The following is a 20,779-nucleotide window of genomic DNA, read 5'->3' on the forward strand; positions in this document are numbered from 1 at the left end:
ATTAAAGACAACAGAGGGCTCATCTCTGTTGTCTTTTTTTTATTTTTACTTCTTAAAATTATAAAAACGGATAAATATTTTTTGTGAACGCAATTATTTTTATAATAATGGGATCACGCGATCAGATGATCCATAGGGAAATTGTGGAAAGATCTCCTCCACAGGAAGATCCCTTTGAACACCTTGTATTTGCTCGATCCTGCGATCCCAATGTCGAATTAGCAAACATTTTATCCCCAGCTGGATCACATCTTGATCAGGCCTGTGGATAGGATCCTACAACGCCCTGTGTATAAGCTCTGATCGTAAAAAGAATAACTTTTTTGAAATTAGCTTGTGTGGATAAGTAGGGTGTTTATACACAAGATCAATAGGGGGTTATATAGCTGTGTTTCCCAAAGTTGTTGATCGCGTAAGACGATGATCTAAATGCGTTTTGATCGGTTACCCACAGATCTTGCCGATCCTAATAAAAGTAAATATAAAACATATCTAAAAGAGATCTTAAGATCATTAAAGCCGATCACACTTTTTCAAACCTCTAGTTTGAGGAAAATTTAATCATTTTCTTTAGGTAATAAGTCAGCTAAAATACGTGCCCTTTTTTCAGCAAATGCTGAATAAAAGATTTTGGTTTATCGATAGTTTTCAGTGAGGTTTACACCATGTTTTATGCTCAAGCATTTGATGTCATCGTTGTAGGTGGTGGTCATGCAGGCACAGAAGCCGCTCTAGCCGCTGCACGCATGGGGGCGAATACACTTTTGCTTACTCACAATATCGAGACCATTGGCCAGATGTCGTGCAACCCTGCGATCGGTGGAATTGGTAAGGGTCACTTGGTTAAAGAGATCGACGCTTTAGGCGGAGCAATGGCACTGGCTACGGATCACGGTGGCATTCAATTTAGAACGTTGAACTCAAGCAAAGGCCCTGCCGTACGAGCAACACGCGCTCAGGCGGATCGGACGCTTTACAAAAATGCGATCCGCAGCATTGTCGAAAATCAACCTAACCTCACGTTATTTCAGCAAAGCGTAGACGACTTGGTTGTCGAAAACGATCGCGTATGCGGCGTTGTCACCCAAATGGGCTTAAAGTTTAAAGCGCAAACTGTTGTTTTGACGGTAGGTACTTTCCTAGGTGGTACTATCCACATTGGGTTAGAAAATTATCGCGGCGGTCGAGCAGGCGATCCGCCGTCTATCGCATTGGCTGACCGACTGCGAGCACTGCCATTTCGCGTAGATCGCTTAAAGACAGGTACACCTGCAAGACTTGATGCACGGTCCCTTGATTTTTCGGTTATGCAAGCTCAACCAGGCGACAACCCTACTCCGGTTGTTTCGTTTATGGGTAACCGTGATATGCATCCAACACAAATTCCGTGTTATATCACTCACACTAACGAAAAAACCCATGACATTATCCGCGGCGGATTAGACCGTTCTCCAATGTTCACTGGAAATATCGAGGGAATAGGGCCTCGCTACTGCCCTAGCATTGAAGATAAAATTACGCGATTTGCAGATAAAAACTCGCATCAGATTTTTGTTGAGCCTGAAGGACTGAACAGTATTGAAGTTTATCCAAACGGGATCTCAACCAGTTTACCTTTCGATATTCAAATGAACCTTGTTCGCTCTATCAAAGGTTTTGAAAATGCGCATATCGTTAGACCCGGTTACGCTATTGAATATGATTTCTTTGATCCGCGGGATCTCAAGCAAACCCTAGAAACTAAATTTATTGATGGACTATTTTTTGCAGGCCAAATCAATGGCACTACTGGCTATGAAGAAGCCGGTGCCCAAGGACTAGTGGCTGGTGCTAACGCTGCACTTCAAGTTCAGCAAAAAGACCCGCTTATCTTGCGTCGGGATCAGGCTTACATGGGTGTGCTTATCGATGATCTAGCTACCATGGGGACCAAAGAACCTTATCGCATGTTTACCAGCCGCGCCGAATACAGACTATTACTGCGGGAAGACAATGCAGATAGTCGTCTGACGGCCCGTGGAAGAGACATTGGTTTAGTTGATGATGCGCGTTGGGCTAAGTTTAACGAAAAGATGGAAGCCGTTGAAACTGAGACTCAGCGTATGCGTAGTCAGTGGATACACAAAGATCACGTTGCAACACCTCAACTTAACACCATGTTAAAAACACCGGTGAGTCGTGAGCATTCCTTAGAGGAAATAATTCGTCGCCCAGAGATGACCTATGCTCAGTTGATGGAAATTGAAAGCGTTGGACCTGGACTTACCGATCCGATAGCTGCTGAGCAGGTAGAAATCCAAATTAAATACGCAGGTTATATTGCGCGTCAGATGGATGAAATAGCCAAAGCACAGCGCCACGAGAATACTCTGCTTCCACGTGATATGGATTTCAGTAAAATTTCTGGTCTTAGCAATGAAGTTATTACTAAACTTACTGAGGCTCGACCTGAGACAATAGGTAAAGCGTCGCGAATTTCAGGTATCACACCAGCGGCGATATCGCTGCTTCTGGTTTACCTAAAAAAACATGGCATGCTAAGAAAACACGAAAAAATCAGCGCCTAACCGCGCTCCTTATCAAGACAGAATCCTTTTGATGACTACACAGCAAGATTTGCATTGTATATTGGCCTCTGGACTCGAGGCCCTTTCACTTGATTTAACCGATAAGCAGCAACAACAACTTGTTGAATTTGTTTTACTTATCGATAAATGGAACAAAGCCTATAACCTCACTTCCGTGAGGTGTCCAAAGCAAATGATGGTGAAACACATTTTAGATTCACTCGCCATTGTGCCGCACTTGACCGGTGAGAATATTATTGATGTGGGAACCGGACCTGGATTACCAGGAATGCCCTTAGCCATAGCGTTTCCAGATAAAACCTTTACGCTGTTAGATAGTTTGGGTAAACGGGTTCGCTTTATGACACAATGCGTGCATACGCTCAAACTCACCAATGTAACGCCCGTCAACAGCCGTGTAGAAAATCATGTCGGCGACAAGCCATATGATATTGTACTTAGTCGCGCTTTCGCATCGCTAAAAGATATGTTGCACTGGTGCGAACATCTGGTAGATTCAGATGGGCAGTTTTTAGCACTAAAAGGTCAATTTCCACAAAGCGAGATAGATGAAGTAAGTGATCACTTTCAAGTTGTGAATACTGAAAACATCACAGTACCGAATTTGGATGGAGAAAGACATTTAGTTTGGCTGAAAAAGACACAGCAACGTTAAAACAGGATTTAGTGTGGCAAAGGTAATCGCAATCGCGAATCAAAAAGGCGGTGTGGGTAAAACAACCACAGCGGTAAATGTTGCAGCTTCCATGGCGGCGACTAAGCGAAAAGTCTTGCTTATCGACCTTGATCCTCAAGGAAATGCGACAATGGGAAGCGGCGTTGACAAATATGAAGTCGATGCAACGGCATTCGAGCTACTTATCGAAGAAAAGCCCATCGATGAAGTCATCGTTAAAAATACCTCTGGTAAATACGATCTTATTGCAGCAAACGGTGACGTGACTGCTGCTGAAATTAAACTCATGGAAATGTTTGCCAGAGAAGTGCGCCTGCGCAACTCGCTAAAACCCGTTATCGATTATTACGACTTTATCTTTATTGACTGCCCGCCGTCGCTTAACCAACTCACTGTTAACGCATTAGCGGCATCAGATTCTGTGATGGTTCCTATGCAGTGCGAATATTATGCCCTTGAGGGATTGACTGCATTGATGGATACCATCCAAAAATTGGCATCTGTAGTGAATCCTGAATTGAAGATCGAAGGCGTTTTGCGTACTATGTACGACCCTCGAAATCGCCTTGCTAACGATGTTTCAGAGCAATTAAAGCGTCATTTTGGTGAGCAGGTATATCGCACGGTGATACCAAGAAACGTTCGTCTTGCTGAAGCCCCAAGTTTTGGAACGCCAGCAATGTACTATGATAAGTCGTCGACCGGCGCTAAAGCCTATTTAGCACTTGCTGGTGAAATTTTGCGACGCAGGGACAAAACTTCGCCTTCTCAGGCAAAAGCGAGTTAAACAAAAATAAACTGCTACCTATCAGCACATGCCATAGAGGACACTATGTCAGCACGTAAAAGAGGCCTTGGCCGAGGGTTAGATGCGCTTCTTGCTACTAGCCAATCATCGTCTCAAAGAGAACAGGATGCCGCAGAGGTTGTATCAACGAACGGTGAGTTAAGTAAAATTCCCATCGAATTTTTGGTACCTGGAAAATATCAGCCTCGTAAAGACATGTCGCCAGATGCGCTAGAAGAATTAGCATCATCAATTCGTGCCCAGGGCATTATTCAACCTATCGTTGTGCGTAAAGTGGATGAAAATCGCTTTGAAATTATAGCTGGCGAACGTCGTTGGCGTGCATCCCAACTAGCGCAGCTTGATGAAGTACCTTGCCTAATTAAAAACGTGCCTGATGAGGCTGCTGTTGCCATTGCGCTTATTGAAAATATTCAGCGTGAAGATTTAAACGCAATGGAAGAAGCGCAGGCGTTAGACCGTTTAATGAGTGAGTTTTCATTGACCCACCAAGAAGTGGCTGAAGCGGTTGGGAAATCTCGTACAACGGTTTCTAACTTATTGCGGTTGAATAATCTTAACGACGATGTAAAAACATTGGTTGAGCACGGAGATATTGAAATGGGCCATGCAAGGGCATTACTTGCCTTAGATGGCGACACTCAATCTGACACCGCACAAATTGTATCGGGTAAGGGACTCACGGTAAGAGACACTGAAAAGCTAGTGAAAAAGCTTTTAGAGCCCGCAAAACCCAAGCCGGAAAAGAAAATTGATCCCGATGTTCAAAACCTTATGACGCGACTTTCAGAAAATTTAGGCGCGCAGGTGAATATAGACCACAACGCGAAAGGCAAAGGAAAACTGACAATTAGCTTTAGTGATTTAGAGCAATTAGATGGAATTATATCTAAAATTCAATAGGTTGGTGGGTCTTTATATTATTGTTTGCCGTGGCATTCATGCACTAGAAATGAGGTTGGTTAACAACAACGGACACTCTCCTTTCCGGTTATAGCAATAGGAAATTTTCAGAATAACTTTCAAAAAGCGTTGTACTGTTGAAAATTGTCGGTAAAACAGTATACTTCTGACGCTTTTTGTAAGACGTGAACAAGCAGCGAGATAGTGTGACAAACAAGTTAGCGAAACGCGGGTTGACCCTCGCCAAAAAAGGGCTACTTTTTCAAATTGTCACGGCCGCCGTAATGGTTGCAATAGCAGCGCTTGTTGGCGGATTAATAACGGCTAGTTCAGCCGCGACAGGTGCCTTAATCAGTATCTTGCCGAAAATAGTTTTTACTGCATTCGCGTTTCGTTACGCAGGCGCGAGTAAAAATGAACTTGTTGCACGCAGTTTTAGCCAAGGTTCAAAAATGAAATTGGCGCTGACAATTATTTTATTTGTAATTGCATTTAGATTTTTACACGTTGTGCCACTTGTTTTGTTTATGGCATTTGTGATTACAACCGTTAGCCACGCGCTAGCAATGTTTCATTACGGTTCGAAAGAATAACAACGACATTAGCGTAACCGTTAGAAACACGATAACCAGTTACTAAATTTTTACACTTTACAACTTGGGTTAAACAATGGCATCTGAATACACTACCTCAGAATACATCAAGCACCACTTGACCAATGCCACCATGTGCTCAACTGACAATGGAATCGCTTTTAACAAAGCGTGTTCTGATGCTGGTTTTTGGGCATGGCATGTCGATACACTGGCATGGTCAATTGGACTTGGTTTACTTTTTCTAATTATCTTTAGAAGCGTTGCGTCTAAAGCAACCACTGGCGTACCTGGCAAAATGCAGGCATTCGTTGAGTTGGTTGTCGAGTTTGTTGATGACAACGTGAAAAGCACCTTCCATGGACGTAGTGCACTTATTGCACCCCTTGCGCTGACTATATTCGTCTGGGTTTTATTGATGAACCTAATGGACTTAGTGCCTGTTGACCTTATTCCTTGGGTATCTGGGTTAATTGGCCAAGCCGCATTTGGTATGGACCCGCACGACGTTTATAACAAAGCGGTACCAACCACTGACTTGAACCTAACTTTTGCCTTAGCAACAGGCGTATTCATTTTAATCTTATTTTATTCAATCAAGATGAAAGGGATTGGTGGTTTCATGAAAGAGCTGACTATGCAGCCTTTCGGACACCCTGCGTTTATCCCAATAAACTTTATTCTTGAGACAGTAACACTGTTAGCGCGTCCGTTATCACTTGCGCTACGTTTGTTCGGTAACCTTTATGCCAGTGAGCTTATCTTTATTTTGATTGCCACTATCGGTTACTTCCAGCTTCCACTACATTTCATGTGGGCTGTGTTCCATATTTTGGTACTTCCGCTACAAGCGTTTATTTTCATGATGCTGACCATCGTGTACTTAAGCTTGGCGTGTGAAGAACATTAAGCATTAACGAGCGCTGATTAAACCTGGAAAATTGGCGCCGTTTTTACAGAGTTTTACTTTTAACTTTAAATTTAACTTAAAATCGGAGACGTAAATGTTATACATCGCTGCTGCACTACTGATTGGTCTTGGTGCCCTAGGTACCGCTATTGGTTTCGGTCTACTTGGTGGCAAATTCCTAGAATCTGCTGCTCGTCAACCTGAACTAGCACCTCAACTACAAGTTAAGATGTTCATCGTAGCGGGTCTTATCGATGCCATCGCAATGATCGGTGTTGGTATCGCTCTATACCTATTGTTCGCTGTTGGTGCCTAATTCTACTAACCACTTTTTTAGCGAACTTTAAGAGGAGGGGCGATTTTGAATTTTAACGCCACTTTTATAGGTCAATTAATCGCCTTCGCTGTGTTCGTGGTGTTCTGCATGAAATATGTGTGGCCACCGCTGATTGCAGCGATTGAAGAGCGTCAAAAGAAGATAGCCGATGGGCTTGAAGCTTCTGAACGCGCAGAGAAAGACTTAGAACTTGCTCAAGCGAAAGCCACTGAGCAAATGAAAGACGCGAAAGCGCAAGCAGCTGAAATTATCGAGCAGGCCAAAAAGCGCGCCAACCAATTGGTTGACGAAGAAACGCAGAAAGGCCATGCAGAACGCGAAAAAATTATCGCGTCTGGTTATGCCGAAGTTGAAGCTGAACGCAATCGTGCCAAAGAAGATTTGCGCAAGCAGGTATCTGCATTAGCAGTTGCTGGCGCGCAGCAAATCTTACAACGTGAAATCGATGCTAACGCACAAAACGACATTGTTGAAAAACTTGTCGCTGAGCTTTGAGAAGGAGATGAGCCATGTCTGAATTGACAACCGTTGCTCGTCCTTACGCTAAAGCCGCTTTCGATTTTGCCGTCGAGAAAAGTGCTGTTGCAAAATGGCAAGAAATGCTCACCTTCGCCGGTGCAGTTGCTGCTAACGATGAAATGTACGAGTTATTAACTGGTGCCGTTGCCGCTGACACGCTGTCGGACATTTTTGTGAATGTTTGTGGTGAGCAACTCGATGAATACGGTCAAAACCTGATGAAGGTGCTGGCCGAAAATAAACGTTTAGCCGCGTTGCCTGAAATCTCTGCGTTATTTGATGCTTTTAAAGCAGATTATGACAAAGAAATAGAAGTTGACGTAACGTCAGCCTCAGCGCTGACTGACGCACAACAATCTGAACTGATTGCGTCGTTGGAAAAACGTTTGGCACGTAAAGTGAAGCTTAATTGTAACGTGGACCCTGCCCTGATCGCTGGAATGGTAATAAATGCCGGTGATACAGTAATTGATGGTTCCGTAAAGTCGAAATTGAACCGTCTAGCAGACGCGTTGCAAGCATAACGGGGATAAGAGCATGCAACTTAATTCCACTGAAATTGCTGAACTGATCAAGAAAAGAATTGAACAGTTCAATGTAAGCAGTGAAGCACGCAATGAAGGTACTATCGTCGCAGTAACCGACGGTATTATCCGTATTCATGGCCTTGCCGATGTAATGCAAGGTGAAATGATCGAGCTTCCAGGAAGCCGCTACGCAATGGCACTAAACCTTGAGCGTGACTCAGTAGGTGCTGTTGTTATGGGTCCATATGCGGACCTGAAGGAAGGCGATAAAGTACAATCTTCAGGTCGTATTCTTGAAGTTCCGGTAGGCTACGCTCTACTTGGTCGTGTTGTTAACACACTAGGTGAGCCAATCGATGGAAAAGGCGCAATTGAAGCAGCAGGTTTTGAACCTGTTGAAAAAATTGCACCAGGCGTAATTGAACGTCAGCCAGTCGACCAGCCAATCCAAACAGGTTATAAATCTGTTGATGCGATGGTGCCAGTAGGCCGTGGACAGCGTGAGCTGATCATAGGTGACCGCCAGTGCGGTAAAACTGCAATGGCGATTGACGCTATCATCAATCAAAAAGGTACAGGCGTTAAGTGCGTGTACGTGGCGATTGGTCAAAAAGCATCAACTATTGCAAACGTTGTACGTAAACTAGAAGAGCACGGAGCGTTAGAGCACACAATTATTGTTGCTGCTTCTGCCTCTGAATCTGCTGCGCTTCAATACTTAGCGCCGTATTCTGGTTGTACAATGGGTGAGTTTTTCCGTGACCACGGTGAAGATGCATTAATCGTATATGATGATTTGTCAAAGCAAGCTGTTGCTTATCGTCAAATTTCATTGCTACTTAAGCGTCCACCAGGTCGTGAAGCCTATCCAGGTGATGTTTTCTATCTTCACTCGCGTCTACTAGAGCGCGCTGCACGTGTAAACGATCAATACGTTGAACGTTTCACCAAAGGCGAAGTGAAAGGTAAAACAGGTTCATTAACTGCGCTTCCAATTATCGAAACGCAAGCTGGTGACGTATCTGCATTCGTACCTACTAACGTAATCTCGATTACTGATGGTCAGATCTTCCTAGAAACTGACTTGTTCAACTCAGGTATCCGTCCAGCCGTAAACGCGGGTGTATCGGTATCTCGTGTTGGTGGTGCTGCACAGACTAAAATCATCAAGAAGCTAGGTGGTGGTATTCGTTTAGCACTTGCACAGTATCGTGAACTTGCTGCGTTCTCGCAGTTTGCTTCAGACCTTGATGATGCGACTCGTGAGCAACTTGAGCACGGTGAGCGCGTTACCGAACTGATGAAGCAAAAGCAATATGCTCCACTTTCAATTGCTGATATGGGTGCATCCCTGTTCGCGGTAGAAAAAGGGTTTCTAAAGAGCGTTGAGCTGGACAAAATCTTAGATTTTGAAGCCTCTCTTCACTCGTATTTGAACAGCGAGCACGCTGACCTTATGAAGACTATCAACGAAACAGGTAACTACAACGACGAGATTGCCTCTAAGTTGAATGACGCATTAACTAGTTTTAAAGCGACACAAACTTGGTAATCAATGCAGCCGGTAATGTGTAACAGCATCGCCGGCAACACGTTGAGTAATCGGAGAGATAGTCATGGCCAGCGGTAAAGAGATAAAAGGTAAGATTGGGAGTATTAAAAATACTCAAAAAATTACCAGTGCAATGGAAATGGTTGCTGCGTCTAAAATGAAAAAGGCGCAGGAACGTATGGCCACCGGCCGTCCGTACGCACAAAACATGCTAAAAGTGATTGGTCACATTGCTAACGGTAACCTTGAGTATCGCCATCCTTACTTGGAAGAGCGTGAAGTCAAGCGTGTTGGTTATATTGTGGTTTCCACTGACCGAGGCTTATGTGGTGGTTTAAACACCAACGAATTTAAGCTTGTCGCTCAGAACGTTAAACAATGGCGTGATCAGGGTGTTGAAGTGGATTTCGCTGCATTAGGCGCGAAGGCTTGTAGTTTCTTCAATCGATTTGGCGGTAGCTTGCTAGCAGCCGAATCAGGATTGGGTGACAAGCCGACAGTGAGTGATGTAGTGGGTGTAGTGCGCGTAATGCTTAAGGCGTACGACGAAGGCAAGATTGACCGAGTATTCTTGGTTTTCAATGACTTCGTTAACACCATGACACAGAAACCTGTGAGCAATCAGTTATTGCCTTTGCCAAAGTCACAAGACGAAGAATATCAACATCGTTGGGATTACATTTACGAGCCGGATCCAAAAGAAATTTTGGAATCACTAATGGTTCGTTACATTGAATCTCAGGTGTATCAGGGTGTTGTAGAAAACGCAGCGTCAGAACAAGCTGCGCGAATGGTTGCCATGAAGGCAGCAACCGACAATGCCGGCGATCTTATTGATGATCTGCAACTGGTATATAACAAAGCGCGTCAAGCTGCAATCACACAGGAAATTAGTGAGATTGTTAGCGGTGCCGCAGCGGTGTAGGCAAAGGTTTAAAAGAGATAACGAGGACAAATTATGAGTCAAGGTAAGGTCGTCCAAATCATTGGCGCCGTTGTGGACATTGAGTTTCCACAAGATGCGGTTCCAAGAGTTTATGACGCACTACGAGTTACCGAAGGTGACTTATCAGGTTTAACCCTGGAAGTGCAACAACAGTTAGGTGGTGGTGTTGTTCGTACCATCGCACTAGGTACAACAGATGGACTACGTCGTGGTCTTTCAGTAGAAAACTCTGGTGGCCCAATTATGGTTCCAGTTGGTACGTCCACACTAGGTCGTATCATGGACGTATTGGGTAACCCAATCGACGAAGCAGGTCCAATTGGTGAAGAAGAGCGTATGTCTATTCACCGTGAAGCGCCTAGCTACGAAGATCAGTCTAGCTCAGTAGAAATACTTGAGACAGGTATTAAAGTAATCGACTTGGTTTGTCCATTCGCTAAGGGTGGTAAAGTTGGTTTGTTCGGTGGTGCCGGTGTTGGTAAAACCGTTAACATGATGGAGCTTATCCGTAACATCGCAATCGAGCACAGTGGTTTCTCTGTATTCGCCGGTGTTGGTGAGCGTACTCGTGAAGGTAACGATTTCTATCATGAAATGAACGACTCTAACGTACTTGATAAAGTATCGTTGGTGTACGGTCAGATGAACGAGCCTCCAGGTAACCGTCTTCGCGTAGCACTTACTGGTCTTACAATGGCCGAGAAGTTCCGTGACGAAGGTCGTGATGTACTATTCTTCGTAGATAACATCTATCGTTACACACTAGCAGGTACTGAAGTATCAGCACTTCTAGGTCGTATGCCTTCTGCGGTAGGTTATCAGCCTACGCTAGCGGAAGAGATGGGTGTGCTTCAAGAACGTATTACGTCAACGAAGACTGGTTCAATCACTTCAATCCAAGCGGTATACGTACCTGCGGATGACTTGACGGATCCGTCACCTGCGACAACCTTTGCTCACTTAGACGCAACGGTAGTACTTTCACGTGACATTGCATCTTTAGGTATTTACCCAGCGGTAGACCCTCTAGATTCAACATCTCGTCAGCTTGACCCACTAGTAATCGGTCAAGAGCACTACGATATTGCGCGTGGCGTACAGACTGTTCTTCAGCGCTATAAAGAGCTGAAAGACATCATCGCGATTCTAGGTATGGACGAACTGTCTGAAGAAGATAAGCAAGTGGTATCACGTGCTCGTAAAATTCAGCGTTTCCTATCTCAGCCTTTCTTCGTAGCAGAAGTATTTACAGGTTCTCCGGGTAAGTATGTATCTCTTAAAGACACAATCAGTGGCTTTAAAGGTATCCTGGAAGGTGAATATGACGATCTTCCAGAGCAAGCATTCTACATGGTTGGCTCTATCGAAGAAGCGCGAGAGAAAGCCAATAAAGCATAATTAGGTGGCTAGCTAACGCTAGCCCTTATAATGCTTACGTACCTAATCAGGAGGTTCACATGGCAATGACAGTACATTTGGACGTAGTAAGCGCAGAAAGACAAATTTTTTCTGGTCTTGTAGAAACGATTCAAGTGACAGGTAGCGAAGGTGAATTGGGTATACACCCAGGTCACGCGCCACTTATCTCTGCTATAAAACCTGGTATGGTGCGTTTGGTTAAACAGTTCGGTGAAGAAGAAGTAATTTATGTTGCTGGTGGTGTACTTGAAGTACAGCCTGGTAACGTTACCGTACTGGCTGATACCGCGGTTCGAGCTGAAGATCTTGACGAGCAGGCAGCAGAAGAAGCCAAACGACGTGCAGAAGAGCACATCGCCAACCCAGGCGCTGACTTCGATTATGCAGAGGCAGCTCACCAGCTAGCTGAAGCAATCGCGCAACTTCGTCTTATTCAGAAGTTACGCAAATAAGCGAGCAGTTATATGAAAAAACCCGCCAATAGGCGGGTTTTTTGTTTCTTGAAAAAAGAGTAAGTATTTATTTTTTATTACAAATATTGTTATTGCCAGGTGCTATGTCTTAAGCGTATCGTTTGAGTCTGCTTTTAGACGATTCCAGATTACGGTTGTATTAAAAAGTGAAAAGACATTTGAATAAACAATGAATTTAATCCCTGACAGCAGTACGAGAAACATATTCCTGATTGCACTAGTTCCATGCTTGGTTGTTTCAGTATTAATCTTCTTCCAGTTTTTTGCGGCTTACGGTTTTAACACCACTGAAACTGGTGAATTTTTGCGTACGAATTTTCCATTTGGCTTGTTGATGAGTTTAGGTAGCGGCTACTTATGGTTGTGTTTAAATTTTAACAATTTAAATGTAATTAGCGCATTAATATCATTATTGATAAAGACTAACCGATTGAGCGAATTTAGTTTCAAGAGAAAACAACTAAGAAGCAGATTCAAACTTGATGCTTTTAATGCATTAGTCGTCGCATGTATCTTAGTTACATTTTTGGTTTTTGTAGAAAACCTATTGTCAGCACCGCCTACCCTCCATCAATATGCTTATCTTATGAATAATATTGTCTTTTTCTTCTTTTTAGGTTTAGCAATTGTACAGATAAGCTCGAGCCTCAATTATCTTAAAAAGGATGTACTTGTAAATGTCTCAAATGAGACTGACCATATAAATGGATTGTTCGTAATCGTAAAGCTCGGTATATCGTACATATCAAAACTGATTTACTTAGCGCTAATAATACCGTTGCTTTATATTCATAAAGAAATGATGGTAAGTGAGCTACTCATTTTCTTTATATTCTTTATCTTGATCATTTGCGGACCCATAAGAAAAACTTGGAAGTTATACTGTAATTGGTGTGAACAGAAACTACGTAATTCAGACAAATTTGATGAATCAGGCTATAGTAGTCGGACTTTTTCTGGTCCAGTAAGCGCTGATACCATTGACACTAATAGTGAAAGCTCAAGTGCGAGAGGTTTACTTGAAATTAAAAAGTATATTGCCAGTCTTAGCCTCATATTACTTTTCTGGCTTGCAGTTCATATTTTCAATAGTTAAAAGGTAACAACGTAGCATTAATCTTTAGTAGTGCTGCTTTTCTAATGATGAAATCACAAAATATCTCATTAATTCTTTACCCTATTGCACTGCTTTGTGTGCTAATAACAGTACACATTCTCGTGGGTACTATCAGTATTCCCATTCCATCTGTAAATGCTCAGCGAGACTTCAATACTGCACTAGGTATTAGCTTATTGACCTGTTATTTCTTATTTGCTCTGCGCTATATTCATAGAAAAGTGGCGCGGAACTTAGATAAAATGTTGGAGATGAATCGGCAGTACCAAAGTTTTTATTATCATCGCAGCGAAATATCTCGAAAGTTTAAACAGCATCTAATCTGCTCAACATCGATTGGGTTTATTATGCCTATTGTTTATATGGTTGCAGAAGGTGTAATCATGCGTATAAATGAACCAGAGGTGTTTTTTATCGCTGTTACCGCTATTCCTTTCTGGGTGCTTACCTCTCTATTCTGCCTTCAAATTTTAACCAATAACCGATATTTAAGAACCCTGTCGAAGGTAGTAGAGAGAGAAAGCCTATCAAAACAAATTTCAGTGCTACAAAATTTGCTTACGTTTGGATTAACCACAGCTTTTACTTCATTATTTGCGATGGCGATAATGCCTGTATTTTGGATTAATCAACCCGTACATGTATCTGACTTAACGGTAATCTTTATCTTTGGTACGAGCTTTTCCTTGATTGTTCTTTGGCCCATGCTGCAGCTAATTAGGCGCTTGAAATCCTTGTCGCAGCAATTGATAGCTGCTAATGAACAGGAAATAACAAAGCTTATACAAAGCGCAGATTCTAATAAAGCGAGTAGAAAAATAGAAGAATTATTGAATGAAATGGAAAGATACAAAGCACCGTTAACGCGAGGTCATGCTGTGTATTTGAATTTTTGCTTTTTACCACTCCCTTTTTCATGGCTTCTTTTATCTGTTGTAGAGTTTAGTTTCACCTACTAAATCTATTTAATCATTATCGTTCTATTCATTACCACGACGATGAGATTTAGGACCTCGCCAATGCTGCTGCATCGCTTGCTGTGCTTTGTGTAATGGCGCGACGTCGGTGTTAAACGCATATGATAAAGTGTACGCCACGGCCTCTAGGGTTGATAACGCGTTACTAACGCGGGTATGCCGAATGGCGTAGTGAGTGTTAGGTGCTTCACTGAAATGATAGGCGGGTAATGTTTGAAGCCAACTGTATTTTTGCATCATACCAAAAGCCTGTTTCCAGCTTCCATCTATAAAAATAACGGTATCTACACCCCTAAGCGGTGTTACTAAATCACTTTCTATCGCTATACTTTCTTCACTCGGGTAAATAACCGCAGAATTTGCTGCATTGCATTGTTCATGCAGCATATTAACGGTATCAGAATCGTCTGTACTGATAATTTTTGCTGTTGGTATACACAATGATACTAGACGTGCCGTATTCTTCGCGTGCTCTCGTTCTTTTGCATGCTGTAAAATGACTACATTCACAGGTACGCTGACGATGTCTATATCGCTACACACACAGGTGGTTTGTGGGTAGTTGCATGAAGAGCAGTAAATTCGTAGCGAGTTTTTTGACATGGTCTTGATAAGCAGCTATCTGATAGAAATAAACGCCTGTGTAGTTTATCGGCAAATACAGTAGTTAGGAAGATTGTTTAATATACATGACAGAGATAAACACGGTAAAATTAAGAATTGAAAAGACACTGTCACTGGTCCCTGCTGGAAACGTCGTTAGCTACGGTCAACTCGCTGATTTGTGCGGTTTGCCAGGAAGAGCGAGACTAATGGGAAAGTGTTTGAGGTCGCTAGATGGCCAACACAATTGGCACCGAGTGCTAAGAGCCGATGGTAAAATTGCGTTTCCTCAAGGTTCAAAGTTAGCGCACGAGCAAAGTACACGTCTTTTAGATGAGGGAGTGTTGGTAAAAAATGGTAGAGTCAGGATGAAAGATTACGGTTGGCAACCAGACTTGTATACCGTACTGTCTAAATTAGAGTATTAGTTAGCTTAGCCACACCTTTGTAGTTATCAAGAGTGCAGTACAACGAATGCTAAAAAAAATAAGTATTGATGAATTAAAGCCGGGTATGTTTGTTCATAAGATTCTTGAACAGAAAGGCTCGTTGGCGGTAAAAAACCAGGGTAAAGTGACTTCGCAAGACGTAGTAAAGCTGCTTAAAAAGCAAGGCGTTAAAATACTTGCTATTGATACCGATAAAGCATTCACGCCAATGCCAGAAAAACGCGAACATGAATCCTCCTCAGTTGCACCTCACTTGGCAAAAAAAAGCGCTACAAAGAAATCGAATGTTTCATTAGAGAGTGAGCTTACTAGGGCAGAAAAGCTACATGCTCAAGGTAAAGCAATACAACAGCTTTTACTAAATAATGTTAAAAAAGAAACTCCTTTCGATGCCAGTATCCCCAAGGCGTTTTCCAATAAACTGGTAGAGTCGGTAGATAGAAACCCCGATGCACTACTGTGTTTGACAAAAATTCGCGAAAAAGACGACTACCTTCTCGAGCACTCATTAAACGTTGCTATTCTACTGGCTAATTTCGCAACATTTATGGGGATGTCTGAAGAAGAAGTACAGGACCTATCTTACGCAGGTTTTCTTCATGACTTAGGAAAAATAAACATTCCCGACGAAATTCTACATAAGCCGGGAAGGCTTACCGATGCAGAAATGGACGTGATGAAAAGTCATGTGAATCACGGCGTTGATTACTTGCAGAATACTGATGTGGCAAAGCCCTTAATTCAAGCAATAAGCGAACACCACGAGCGTTTAGATGGACTCGGATACCCTGCAGGTAAGAAAGGTGACGAAATAAGTCAAGCGGGCAGGATGTTGGCCATTGCTGATATGTATGATGCCTTAACTGCTGATCGGGTCTATAAGAGTGGCATGTCCAGTCAGAAAGCGTTTTCTATATTGATGAACGACGCCCCAACAAGGTTAGATGTTGCGCTAGTACAGCAATTCATAAAATGCCTAGGCGTTTATCCCGTGGGAAGTTTGGTGCTGTTGTCAAACGATCGATTAGCCATGGTGCTAAAACAAAACGATTCTCCGCTTTCCCCTATTGTGAAGGTGTTTTATTCAGTGAAAAGCAGTCATTATTTAACGCCTAAAGATATTGACCTCTCAAGCGATGACTCATTAAAAATACAAAGAGCGGTTATTGCCTCAGACTACAAGATAGATGTGAATAGCTTCTTTGAGCGCTCAGTGTCTATCGGATAATTGCGCGCTAATCTAACTCCACTCCTTTTTACATAACCCGTACAACTACTTATTACAGGAATTGTTCCTTGATGCAATATCAGCGAGGTGTTGTTAATGAGCAACAGTTGTTAGTGAGTATGTAGAGATTACAAACGATTGTGCGTTGAAAATGCAGATATGTTTACTTTTTACAAGAATCTAGCAACACCTCCATATCATAATGCGGTGTTAATCGTGGGTTCAGCTTCATTTATTTAATCTAACCCTATACGCCGTCAAGCCTTTCGCTATAAAGGGGCGACGCAAACTTAGGGAAACCCATAAACGTCAGGTATACGCCCGCAGCAATTGAAAGTGGATCAGTTATTGCTGCTAACTGTAAATACGTAAGTTTATAAACAAGTCAATTTATTACCGTCGGACGTGAACAAAAAGTTTCACAAAACGACTAATAGTGATGAATCAACAAAGCGCTTGGCAGGTACATTTATCGTTTATTTCATTAAACGATTACAGCGCCAAGCGAAAAAGAGGACGTTATGAAAAAAACATTAGCTGTAAGTATGATTGCTGCTTCACTCACCGTTGCAGGCTGTGCGACCGATCCGAACAATACACAAAAAGGTGCCGCAATTGGCGCTGTGTTAGGCGCTGTGCTAGGAAAGGCAACGGGCGATAACGACAAAAGTCGATATGCGTGGGGCGCCGCGGTAGGCGCCATTGCGGGTGGTGCAATTGGTAACTACATGGACAAGCAGGAAGAAGAGCTGCGTAGCGAGCTATCTGATACAGGTGTTCAAGTGGTACGAGAAGGTGACAATCTTCGCCTTATACTGCCTGGCGACATTACCTTCGCGACTGACAGCTCAAGTATTAGCCCAAGCTTTAATCCGGTTTTACAAGACGTCGCAAAGGTAGTGAACAACTACGAGAAAACCGTGTTAATGATTAAAGGTCACACAGATGACGTTGGTGCTGAACAATACAATCAGTCTTTGTCTGAACGAAGAGCCGGTGCGGTGAAAAATCAGCTTATCAACTTTTCAGTGAATTCAACGCGTATCACGACAGTCGGTATGGGTGAGTATTCACCGAAAGTGCCAAACAGCAGTGCGGCCAACCGTTCGATGAACCGTCGTGTTGAAATGGAAATTCAACCACTGACGCAATCAAATACCTAATTACAGGGTTTATTTGGTGAAAAATAGAGTCACATAGATGACTCTATTTTTTTTGCTGTTTTATCCAGCGGGTTGATTTTTCTGCTTTTTAATCTGTAGTGCAACAGAAGAAGCCAGGCTATTGGGGATTGGTATAGCGAGGTGATATTGGCTTATCTTCCAGGTACCGTTGGTCTTTATCAACACGCCAGTGCCTCGTGTTTCGCCTAATTTTTGGTTATCCAGTAATTCATCAAACCACGCTACCTGATTATCGGGCGAGAAGTAAATATGCCTATTGCGAGGCAAATAGGTCCAGCCTGTTCCCTTATCAAAATGGGGTTTTGCGTAGGCTTTAAAATCATCAATACTCCACACCTCATGGGCATCGGTACCAATAAATACAGCATTGGTAGCATATAACGCAAAGTAACCTTCATAATCAGCCACAGATGCTTTTTCATGCAGGGCATTAAGTACCCGTGAAACCTCGGTTTCATCAGATTTACTACGTTTATCATTTTCAATCCATTGTGCGCCAAATACTGCGGTGCCTACTAACAGAAGAATTACAGCTAAAACTCTATTCATATTAATGCCCTTGTACGAAAGTGTTATACACAGCATAGCGCGTTACTTTGCGTAAATCTTTATCGCTTTGCTGTCAAACGTTACAGGGAGGCTCAAATAGCCTTAAGAGCGCTCTTTAGGTGAAAGAGGCGGTGCTTCCATAGTCAAGAAAGATAGGTGCTGTGGAAGTAGGTAACGCTGAGTGTAATGCGCTCTCATCTGTGGCTTGTTCGTAAAAGCTTGATAAGCAGTAGCTTGCAGCAACCTTAGCGATATCTAGTGTTGAATAAGCCACTGTTGATACACGGTATGACAATGGGCTTCCCGCGGGTTTCAAAGGCGAATCTGGTGCCTGCGCTGAAATAATTGACAAATCATTTGGCAATTCCATACCTAGCTCTTTTGCACTGCTTACAATGAGTTTTACCAGCGCGTCGCTAGTACAAATAACTGCTGAAAAAGCGGCTTCTTTAGCAAGTAGTTCTAGCAAAGGATCGTCTGTACCTTCACTGCCCACATAAATGGAAAGCTCGGGCCGAAACGATGTGGAACCCGATACAGATAGACGAGAAAGAGCGGCTTTAAGTGCTACCGATATTTCATTAGTATGACTCACTAATTCAGAATTATCGCTAATTAGCGCAATATCGGTATGACCCAAGTCTCTGAGTTGTTTAAACGCGTATGCTGCCACCTCAAAAATAGACGCTGAAAACCCAGTCACACCACCTTTGAGTTCGCTCTGACTCAGAGTGACAACACTGTGCTTTTTATCCTGCAGGTGTTTTGTAGTAGACGCAATGGAAGGCGAGGCAATGGTATTAACAAATACTCCATCGCACCCTTGGGATAACAAAAACTCAATGGCCTCATTTTCCGATTCAAGGGTATCGTGAGAGAACGCGACTACACAATGCTTTTGGTATTGTCGCAAAATATGTTCAAAAGAAAAAAGTAAGTGGGAAGAAAACAACATATGCTTGTTTGGCAATACAACACCTACCGCATGGCTATGTTTAGATGCCAGTGAACGGGCTTTCTGACTCGGTGTATAGTGTAATTCGCTTGCCGCCTGTTTTACCTTATCAGCCATCGCGGCATTCACCGACGTCTTACCATTTAATACGCGAGATACCGTTGATAAGGATACGCCAGCCCGCGCTGCTACCTCATAGATGGTTGTCATTTAGCTCTTTCTTTTCACTAGGATATGAATAGTTTAACTGTCAGTAAGCGCTCACTATAGCCCAGCGCAAATATGCAGTGCTGGGCTTTTATTGCTTGAGATAACCACTATTCGATGTTTTGAATTTGCTCGCGCATCTGTTCAATCAGCACTTTTAGCTCTACAGCCGACTGCGTAATGTCGGTGCTTATTGATTTTGAGCCTAAGGTGTTTGATTCACGATTAAACTCCTGCATCATAAAATCCAAACGGCGACCTATGGCGCCTCCTTTTTTCATGATACTTCGCGTTTCGTTTACATGCGTATTCAAACGGTCAAGCTCTTCAGCTACATCTACTTTTTGGGCCAGCATGATCATTTCTTGTTCGAAGCGTCCGGCGTCTAGCTCTACTTTTGCTTCTTCAAAGCGTGCCTGCACTTTTTCTCGTTGCCACACCATAATTTCAGGCATGCGAGCGGCTACTTTTTCTACTTCGGCCTCAATAGCGTCTAAGCGCTGCGCTATCATAGCTTTAAGTGCATCGCCCTCTGAGGCACGTGCATCAATAAAATCTTTTAGGCCTTGATCGAAAGCGGCCATTACGTCTGCGTGAATGCTGTCCATATCGGCTTCTTCTGCCGCAATCACTCCAGGCCAGCGCAATACGTCTAAGGGGTTCACACCTGATGACTGTCCGTGAGACTGCACCCAATCAGCGGCTTGCATAACCTGTTTCGCTAAGTCTTCGTTTAAGCTTAACGTTGTTGTAGCCGCATCGTTTGCAGTAAAGCGCAAGGCGCATTCTACTTTGCCTCGAGCCAGCTTTTTACGAAAACGTTCGCGCAGCATGGGCTCAAGTGAGCGAAATTGTTCCGGCAAGCGGAAATAGGTCTCTAAAAAACGCTGATTAACAGAGCGTATTTCCCATACTGCAGAGCCCCACTCTTTTTTCGTCTCTACGCGGGCGAATGCTGTCATGCTATAAATCATAATTTTCCTTGGAGTTTGACTGAAAGCCTGCAAAAACAACGCGACCAACGTGTTGTATCGATAAATATACGGGCAGTCTTTCTCGTTAGTTATGTATTATATCAGTCCGCATAGATAATTACCCACTCAGCGGGACTTAAAATGTTCGTGATCGCGGCGTGTTACCGCAGGTGCAGTGGCTCTACAACAAGGTGACACAACTAAGAGTACGCACATTTAACCATTTCTATAAGGAATACGAGCAAAGTTCGTTTTCATAGGATGGGCCCATTGCGCTATACTTAG

General features: G+C 43.1%; 22 protein-coding genes. 18 read left to right on the forward strand and 4 right to left on the reverse strand.

Going from position 1 to position 20,779, the window contains the following annotated elements:
• Positions 1-665: 665 nt before the first annotated feature.
• The 15 genes from mnmG (at position 666) to V7R39_RS10805 (ending at position 14,327) form a co-directional block, all read left to right on the forward strand.
• Positions 666-2,567: a tRNA uridine-5-carboxymethylaminomethyl(34) synthesis enzyme MnmG gene (gene mnmG / locus V7R39_RS10735; protein WP_334030649.1), complete on the forward strand. Its 1,902-nt coding sequence runs from the start codon at positions 666-668 to the stop codon at positions 2,565-2,567.
• Positions 2,568-2,598: 31 nt separating this feature from the next.
• Complete coding sequence (gene rsmG / locus V7R39_RS10740) at positions 2,599-3,243, forward strand: 16S rRNA (guanine(527)-N(7))-methyltransferase RsmG (RefSeq protein WP_334030650.1); 645 nt, start codon at positions 2,599-2,601, stop codon at positions 3,241-3,243.
• Between the two features lie 13 nt (positions 3,244-3,256).
• Positions 3,257-4,051: a ParA family protein gene (locus tag V7R39_RS10745; protein ID WP_032095243.1), complete on the forward strand. Its 795-nt coding sequence runs from the start codon at positions 3,257-3,259 to the stop codon at positions 4,049-4,051.
• Between the two features lie 45 nt (positions 4,052-4,096).
• Positions 4,097-4,975 carry a ParB/RepB/Spo0J family partition protein gene (locus V7R39_RS10750; RefSeq protein ID WP_032095244.1) on the forward strand — a complete coding sequence of 293 codons (879 nt, stop codon included), beginning with the start codon at positions 4,097-4,099 and terminating at the stop codon, positions 4,973-4,975.
• A gap of 206 nt (positions 4,976-5,181) precedes the next feature.
• A complete protein-coding gene (locus tag V7R39_RS10755; protein ID WP_287008379.1) occupies positions 5,182-5,568 on the forward strand; it encodes an ATP synthase subunit I in 387 nt (128 codons plus the stop codon).
• Between the two features lie 76 nt (positions 5,569-5,644).
• On the forward strand, positions 5,645-6,478 hold the full coding sequence (gene atpB, locus V7R39_RS10760; protein ID WP_032095246.1) for a F0F1 ATP synthase subunit A: 834 nt from the start codon (positions 5,645-5,647) through the stop codon (positions 6,476-6,478).
• A gap of 94 nt (positions 6,479-6,572) precedes the next feature.
• Entirely contained in the window at positions 6,573-6,794 is a 222-nt protein-coding gene (gene atpE / locus V7R39_RS10765; RefSeq protein ID WP_032095247.1) for a F0F1 ATP synthase subunit C, read from the forward strand.
• 45 nt (positions 6,795-6,839) lie between these two features.
• A complete protein-coding gene (atpF, locus tag V7R39_RS10770) occupies positions 6,840-7,310 on the forward strand; it encodes a F0F1 ATP synthase subunit B (RefSeq protein WP_032095248.1) in 471 nt (156 codons plus the stop codon).
• Positions 7,311-7,324: 14 nt separating this feature from the next.
• Positions 7,325-7,858, forward strand: a complete 534-nt coding sequence (atpH, locus tag V7R39_RS10775; protein WP_334030652.1) for a F0F1 ATP synthase subunit delta — start codon at positions 7,325-7,327, stop codon at positions 7,856-7,858.
• A 13-nt stretch (positions 7,859-7,871) separates the two neighbouring features.
• Positions 7,872-9,413 carry a F0F1 ATP synthase subunit alpha gene (gene atpA / locus V7R39_RS10780; RefSeq protein WP_032095250.1) on the forward strand — a complete coding sequence of 514 codons (1,542 nt, stop codon included), beginning with the start codon at positions 7,872-7,874 and terminating at the stop codon, positions 9,411-9,413.
• A gap of 64 nt (positions 9,414-9,477) precedes the next feature.
• A complete protein-coding gene (gene atpG, locus V7R39_RS10785; RefSeq protein WP_334030654.1) occupies positions 9,478-10,338 on the forward strand; it encodes a F0F1 ATP synthase subunit gamma in 861 nt (286 codons plus the stop codon).
• 33 nt (positions 10,339-10,371) lie between these two features.
• Positions 10,372-11,757, forward strand: coding sequence for a F0F1 ATP synthase subunit beta (atpD, locus tag V7R39_RS10790; protein ID WP_032095252.1), 1,386 nt, complete (start codon positions 10,372-10,374; stop codon positions 11,755-11,757).
• Between the two features lie 59 nt (positions 11,758-11,816).
• Complete coding sequence (locus tag V7R39_RS10795; protein ID WP_334030655.1) at positions 11,817-12,230, forward strand: F0F1 ATP synthase subunit epsilon; 414 nt, start codon at positions 11,817-11,819, stop codon at positions 12,228-12,230.
• Positions 12,231-12,420: 190 nt separating this feature from the next.
• Positions 12,421-13,347, forward strand: coding sequence for a hypothetical protein (locus V7R39_RS10800; RefSeq protein WP_334030656.1), 927 nt, complete (start codon positions 12,421-12,423; stop codon positions 13,345-13,347).
• Between the two features lie 44 nt (positions 13,348-13,391).
• Entirely contained in the window at positions 13,392-14,327 is a 936-nt protein-coding gene (locus V7R39_RS10805) for a hypothetical protein (RefSeq protein ID WP_334030658.1), read from the forward strand.
• A 21-nt stretch (positions 14,328-14,348) separates the two neighbouring features.
• On the opposite strand, the gene V7R39_RS10810 is transcribed toward V7R39_RS10805, so the two are convergent.
• The gene (locus V7R39_RS10810; RefSeq protein WP_334030659.1) at positions 14,349-14,948 is read right to left on the reverse strand and encodes a tRNA-uridine aminocarboxypropyltransferase; all 600 of its coding nucleotides are present in this window, start codon (positions 14,946-14,948) and stop codon (positions 14,349-14,351) included.
• A gap of 86 nt (positions 14,949-15,034) precedes the next feature.
• Between V7R39_RS10810 and V7R39_RS10815 the strand changes: the two genes are divergently transcribed.
• From V7R39_RS10815 to V7R39_RS10825, 3 genes are all read left to right on the forward strand, one after another.
• Positions 15,035-15,376: an MGMT family protein gene (locus tag V7R39_RS10815; protein WP_334030660.1), complete on the forward strand. Its 342-nt coding sequence runs from the start codon at positions 15,035-15,037 to the stop codon at positions 15,374-15,376.
• 46 nt (positions 15,377-15,422) lie between these two features.
• The gene (locus V7R39_RS10820; protein WP_334030661.1) at positions 15,423-16,625 is read left to right on the forward strand and encodes an HD-GYP domain-containing protein; all 1,203 of its coding nucleotides are present in this window, start codon (positions 15,423-15,425) and stop codon (positions 16,623-16,625) included.
• A gap of 521 nt (positions 16,626-17,146) precedes the next feature.
• Positions 17,147-17,788, forward strand: a complete 642-nt coding sequence (locus tag V7R39_RS10825) for an OmpA family protein (RefSeq protein WP_334030662.1) — start codon at positions 17,147-17,149, stop codon at positions 17,786-17,788.
• A gap of 60 nt (positions 17,789-17,848) precedes the next feature.
• Here V7R39_RS10825 and V7R39_RS10830 read toward each other — a convergent pair whose 3' ends face one another.
• The 3 genes from V7R39_RS10830 to V7R39_RS10840 form a co-directional block, all read right to left on the reverse strand.
• Positions 17,849-18,358 carry a nuclear transport factor 2 family protein gene (locus tag V7R39_RS10830; RefSeq protein ID WP_334030663.1) on the reverse strand — a complete coding sequence of 170 codons (510 nt, stop codon included), beginning with the start codon at positions 18,356-18,358 and terminating at the stop codon, positions 17,849-17,851.
• 115 nt (positions 18,359-18,473) lie between these two features.
• Positions 18,474-19,523 carry a LacI family DNA-binding transcriptional regulator gene (locus V7R39_RS10835; protein WP_334030664.1) on the reverse strand — a complete coding sequence of 350 codons (1,050 nt, stop codon included), beginning with the start codon at positions 19,521-19,523 and terminating at the stop codon, positions 18,474-18,476.
• 107 nt (positions 19,524-19,630) lie between these two features.
• Positions 19,631-20,494, reverse strand: coding sequence for a YicC/YloC family endoribonuclease (locus tag V7R39_RS10840; RefSeq protein WP_334030665.1), 864 nt, complete (start codon positions 20,492-20,494; stop codon positions 19,631-19,633).
• Positions 20,495-20,779: the final 285 nt, after the last annotated feature.

Source organism: Alteromonas sp. P256 (assembly GCF_036864455.1).
Classification (GTDB): Bacteria; Pseudomonadota; Gammaproteobacteria; order Enterobacterales; family Alteromonadaceae; genus Alteromonas.

What these genes read in the sequence shown, in the direction of transcription:
- mnmG (WP_334030649.1), top strand. Translation starts at nt 666, where the DNA reads ATGTTTTATGCTCAAGCATTTGATGTCATCGTTGTAGGTGGTGGTCAT.
- rsmG (WP_334030650.1), top strand. Translation starts at nt 2,599, where the DNA reads ATGACTACACAGCAAGATTTGCATTGTATATTGGCCTCTGGACTCGAG.
- V7R39_RS10750 (WP_032095244.1), top strand. Translation starts at nt 4,097, where the DNA reads ATGTCAGCACGTAAAAGAGGCCTTGGCCGAGGGTTAGATGCGCTTCTT.
- atpB (WP_032095246.1), top strand. Translation starts at nt 5,645, where the DNA reads ATGGCATCTGAATACACTACCTCAGAATACATCAAGCACCACTTGACC.
- atpE (WP_032095247.1), top strand. Translation starts at nt 6,573, where the DNA reads ATGTTATACATCGCTGCTGCACTACTGATTGGTCTTGGTGCCCTAGGT.
- atpH (WP_334030652.1), top strand. Translation starts at nt 7,325, where the DNA reads ATGTCTGAATTGACAACCGTTGCTCGTCCTTACGCTAAAGCCGCTTTC.
- atpA (WP_032095250.1), top strand. Translation starts at nt 7,872, where the DNA reads ATGCAACTTAATTCCACTGAAATTGCTGAACTGATCAAGAAAAGAATT.
- atpG (WP_334030654.1), top strand. Translation starts at nt 9,478, where the DNA reads ATGGCCAGCGGTAAAGAGATAAAAGGTAAGATTGGGAGTATTAAAAAT.
- atpD (WP_032095252.1), top strand. Translation starts at nt 10,372, where the DNA reads ATGAGTCAAGGTAAGGTCGTCCAAATCATTGGCGCCGTTGTGGACATT.
- V7R39_RS10795 (WP_334030655.1), top strand. Translation starts at nt 11,817, where the DNA reads ATGGCAATGACAGTACATTTGGACGTAGTAAGCGCAGAAAGACAAATT.
- V7R39_RS10800 (WP_334030656.1), top strand. Translation starts at nt 12,421, where the DNA reads ATGAATTTAATCCCTGACAGCAGTACGAGAAACATATTCCTGATTGCA.
- V7R39_RS10805 (WP_334030658.1), top strand. Translation starts at nt 13,392, where the DNA reads ATGATGAAATCACAAAATATCTCATTAATTCTTTACCCTATTGCACTG.
- V7R39_RS10810 (WP_334030659.1), bottom strand. Translation starts at nt 14,948, where the DNA reads ATGTCAAAAAACTCGCTACGAATTTACTGCTCTTCATGCAACTACCCA.
- V7R39_RS10815 (WP_334030660.1), top strand. Translation starts at nt 15,035, where the DNA reads ATGACAGAGATAAACACGGTAAAATTAAGAATTGAAAAGACACTGTCA.
- V7R39_RS10820 (WP_334030661.1), top strand. Translation starts at nt 15,423, where the DNA reads ATGCTAAAAAAAATAAGTATTGATGAATTAAAGCCGGGTATGTTTGTT.
- V7R39_RS10825 (WP_334030662.1), top strand. Translation starts at nt 17,147, where the DNA reads ATGAAAAAAACATTAGCTGTAAGTATGATTGCTGCTTCACTCACCGTT.
- V7R39_RS10830 (WP_334030663.1), bottom strand. Translation starts at nt 18,358, where the DNA reads ATGAATAGAGTTTTAGCTGTAATTCTTCTGTTAGTAGGCACCGCAGTA.
- V7R39_RS10835 (WP_334030664.1), bottom strand. Translation starts at nt 19,523, where the DNA reads ATGACAACCATCTATGAGGTAGCAGCGCGGGCTGGCGTATCCTTATCA.
- V7R39_RS10840 (WP_334030665.1), bottom strand. Translation starts at nt 20,494, where the DNA reads ATGATTTATAGCATGACAGCATTCGCCCGCGTAGAGACGAAAAAAGAG.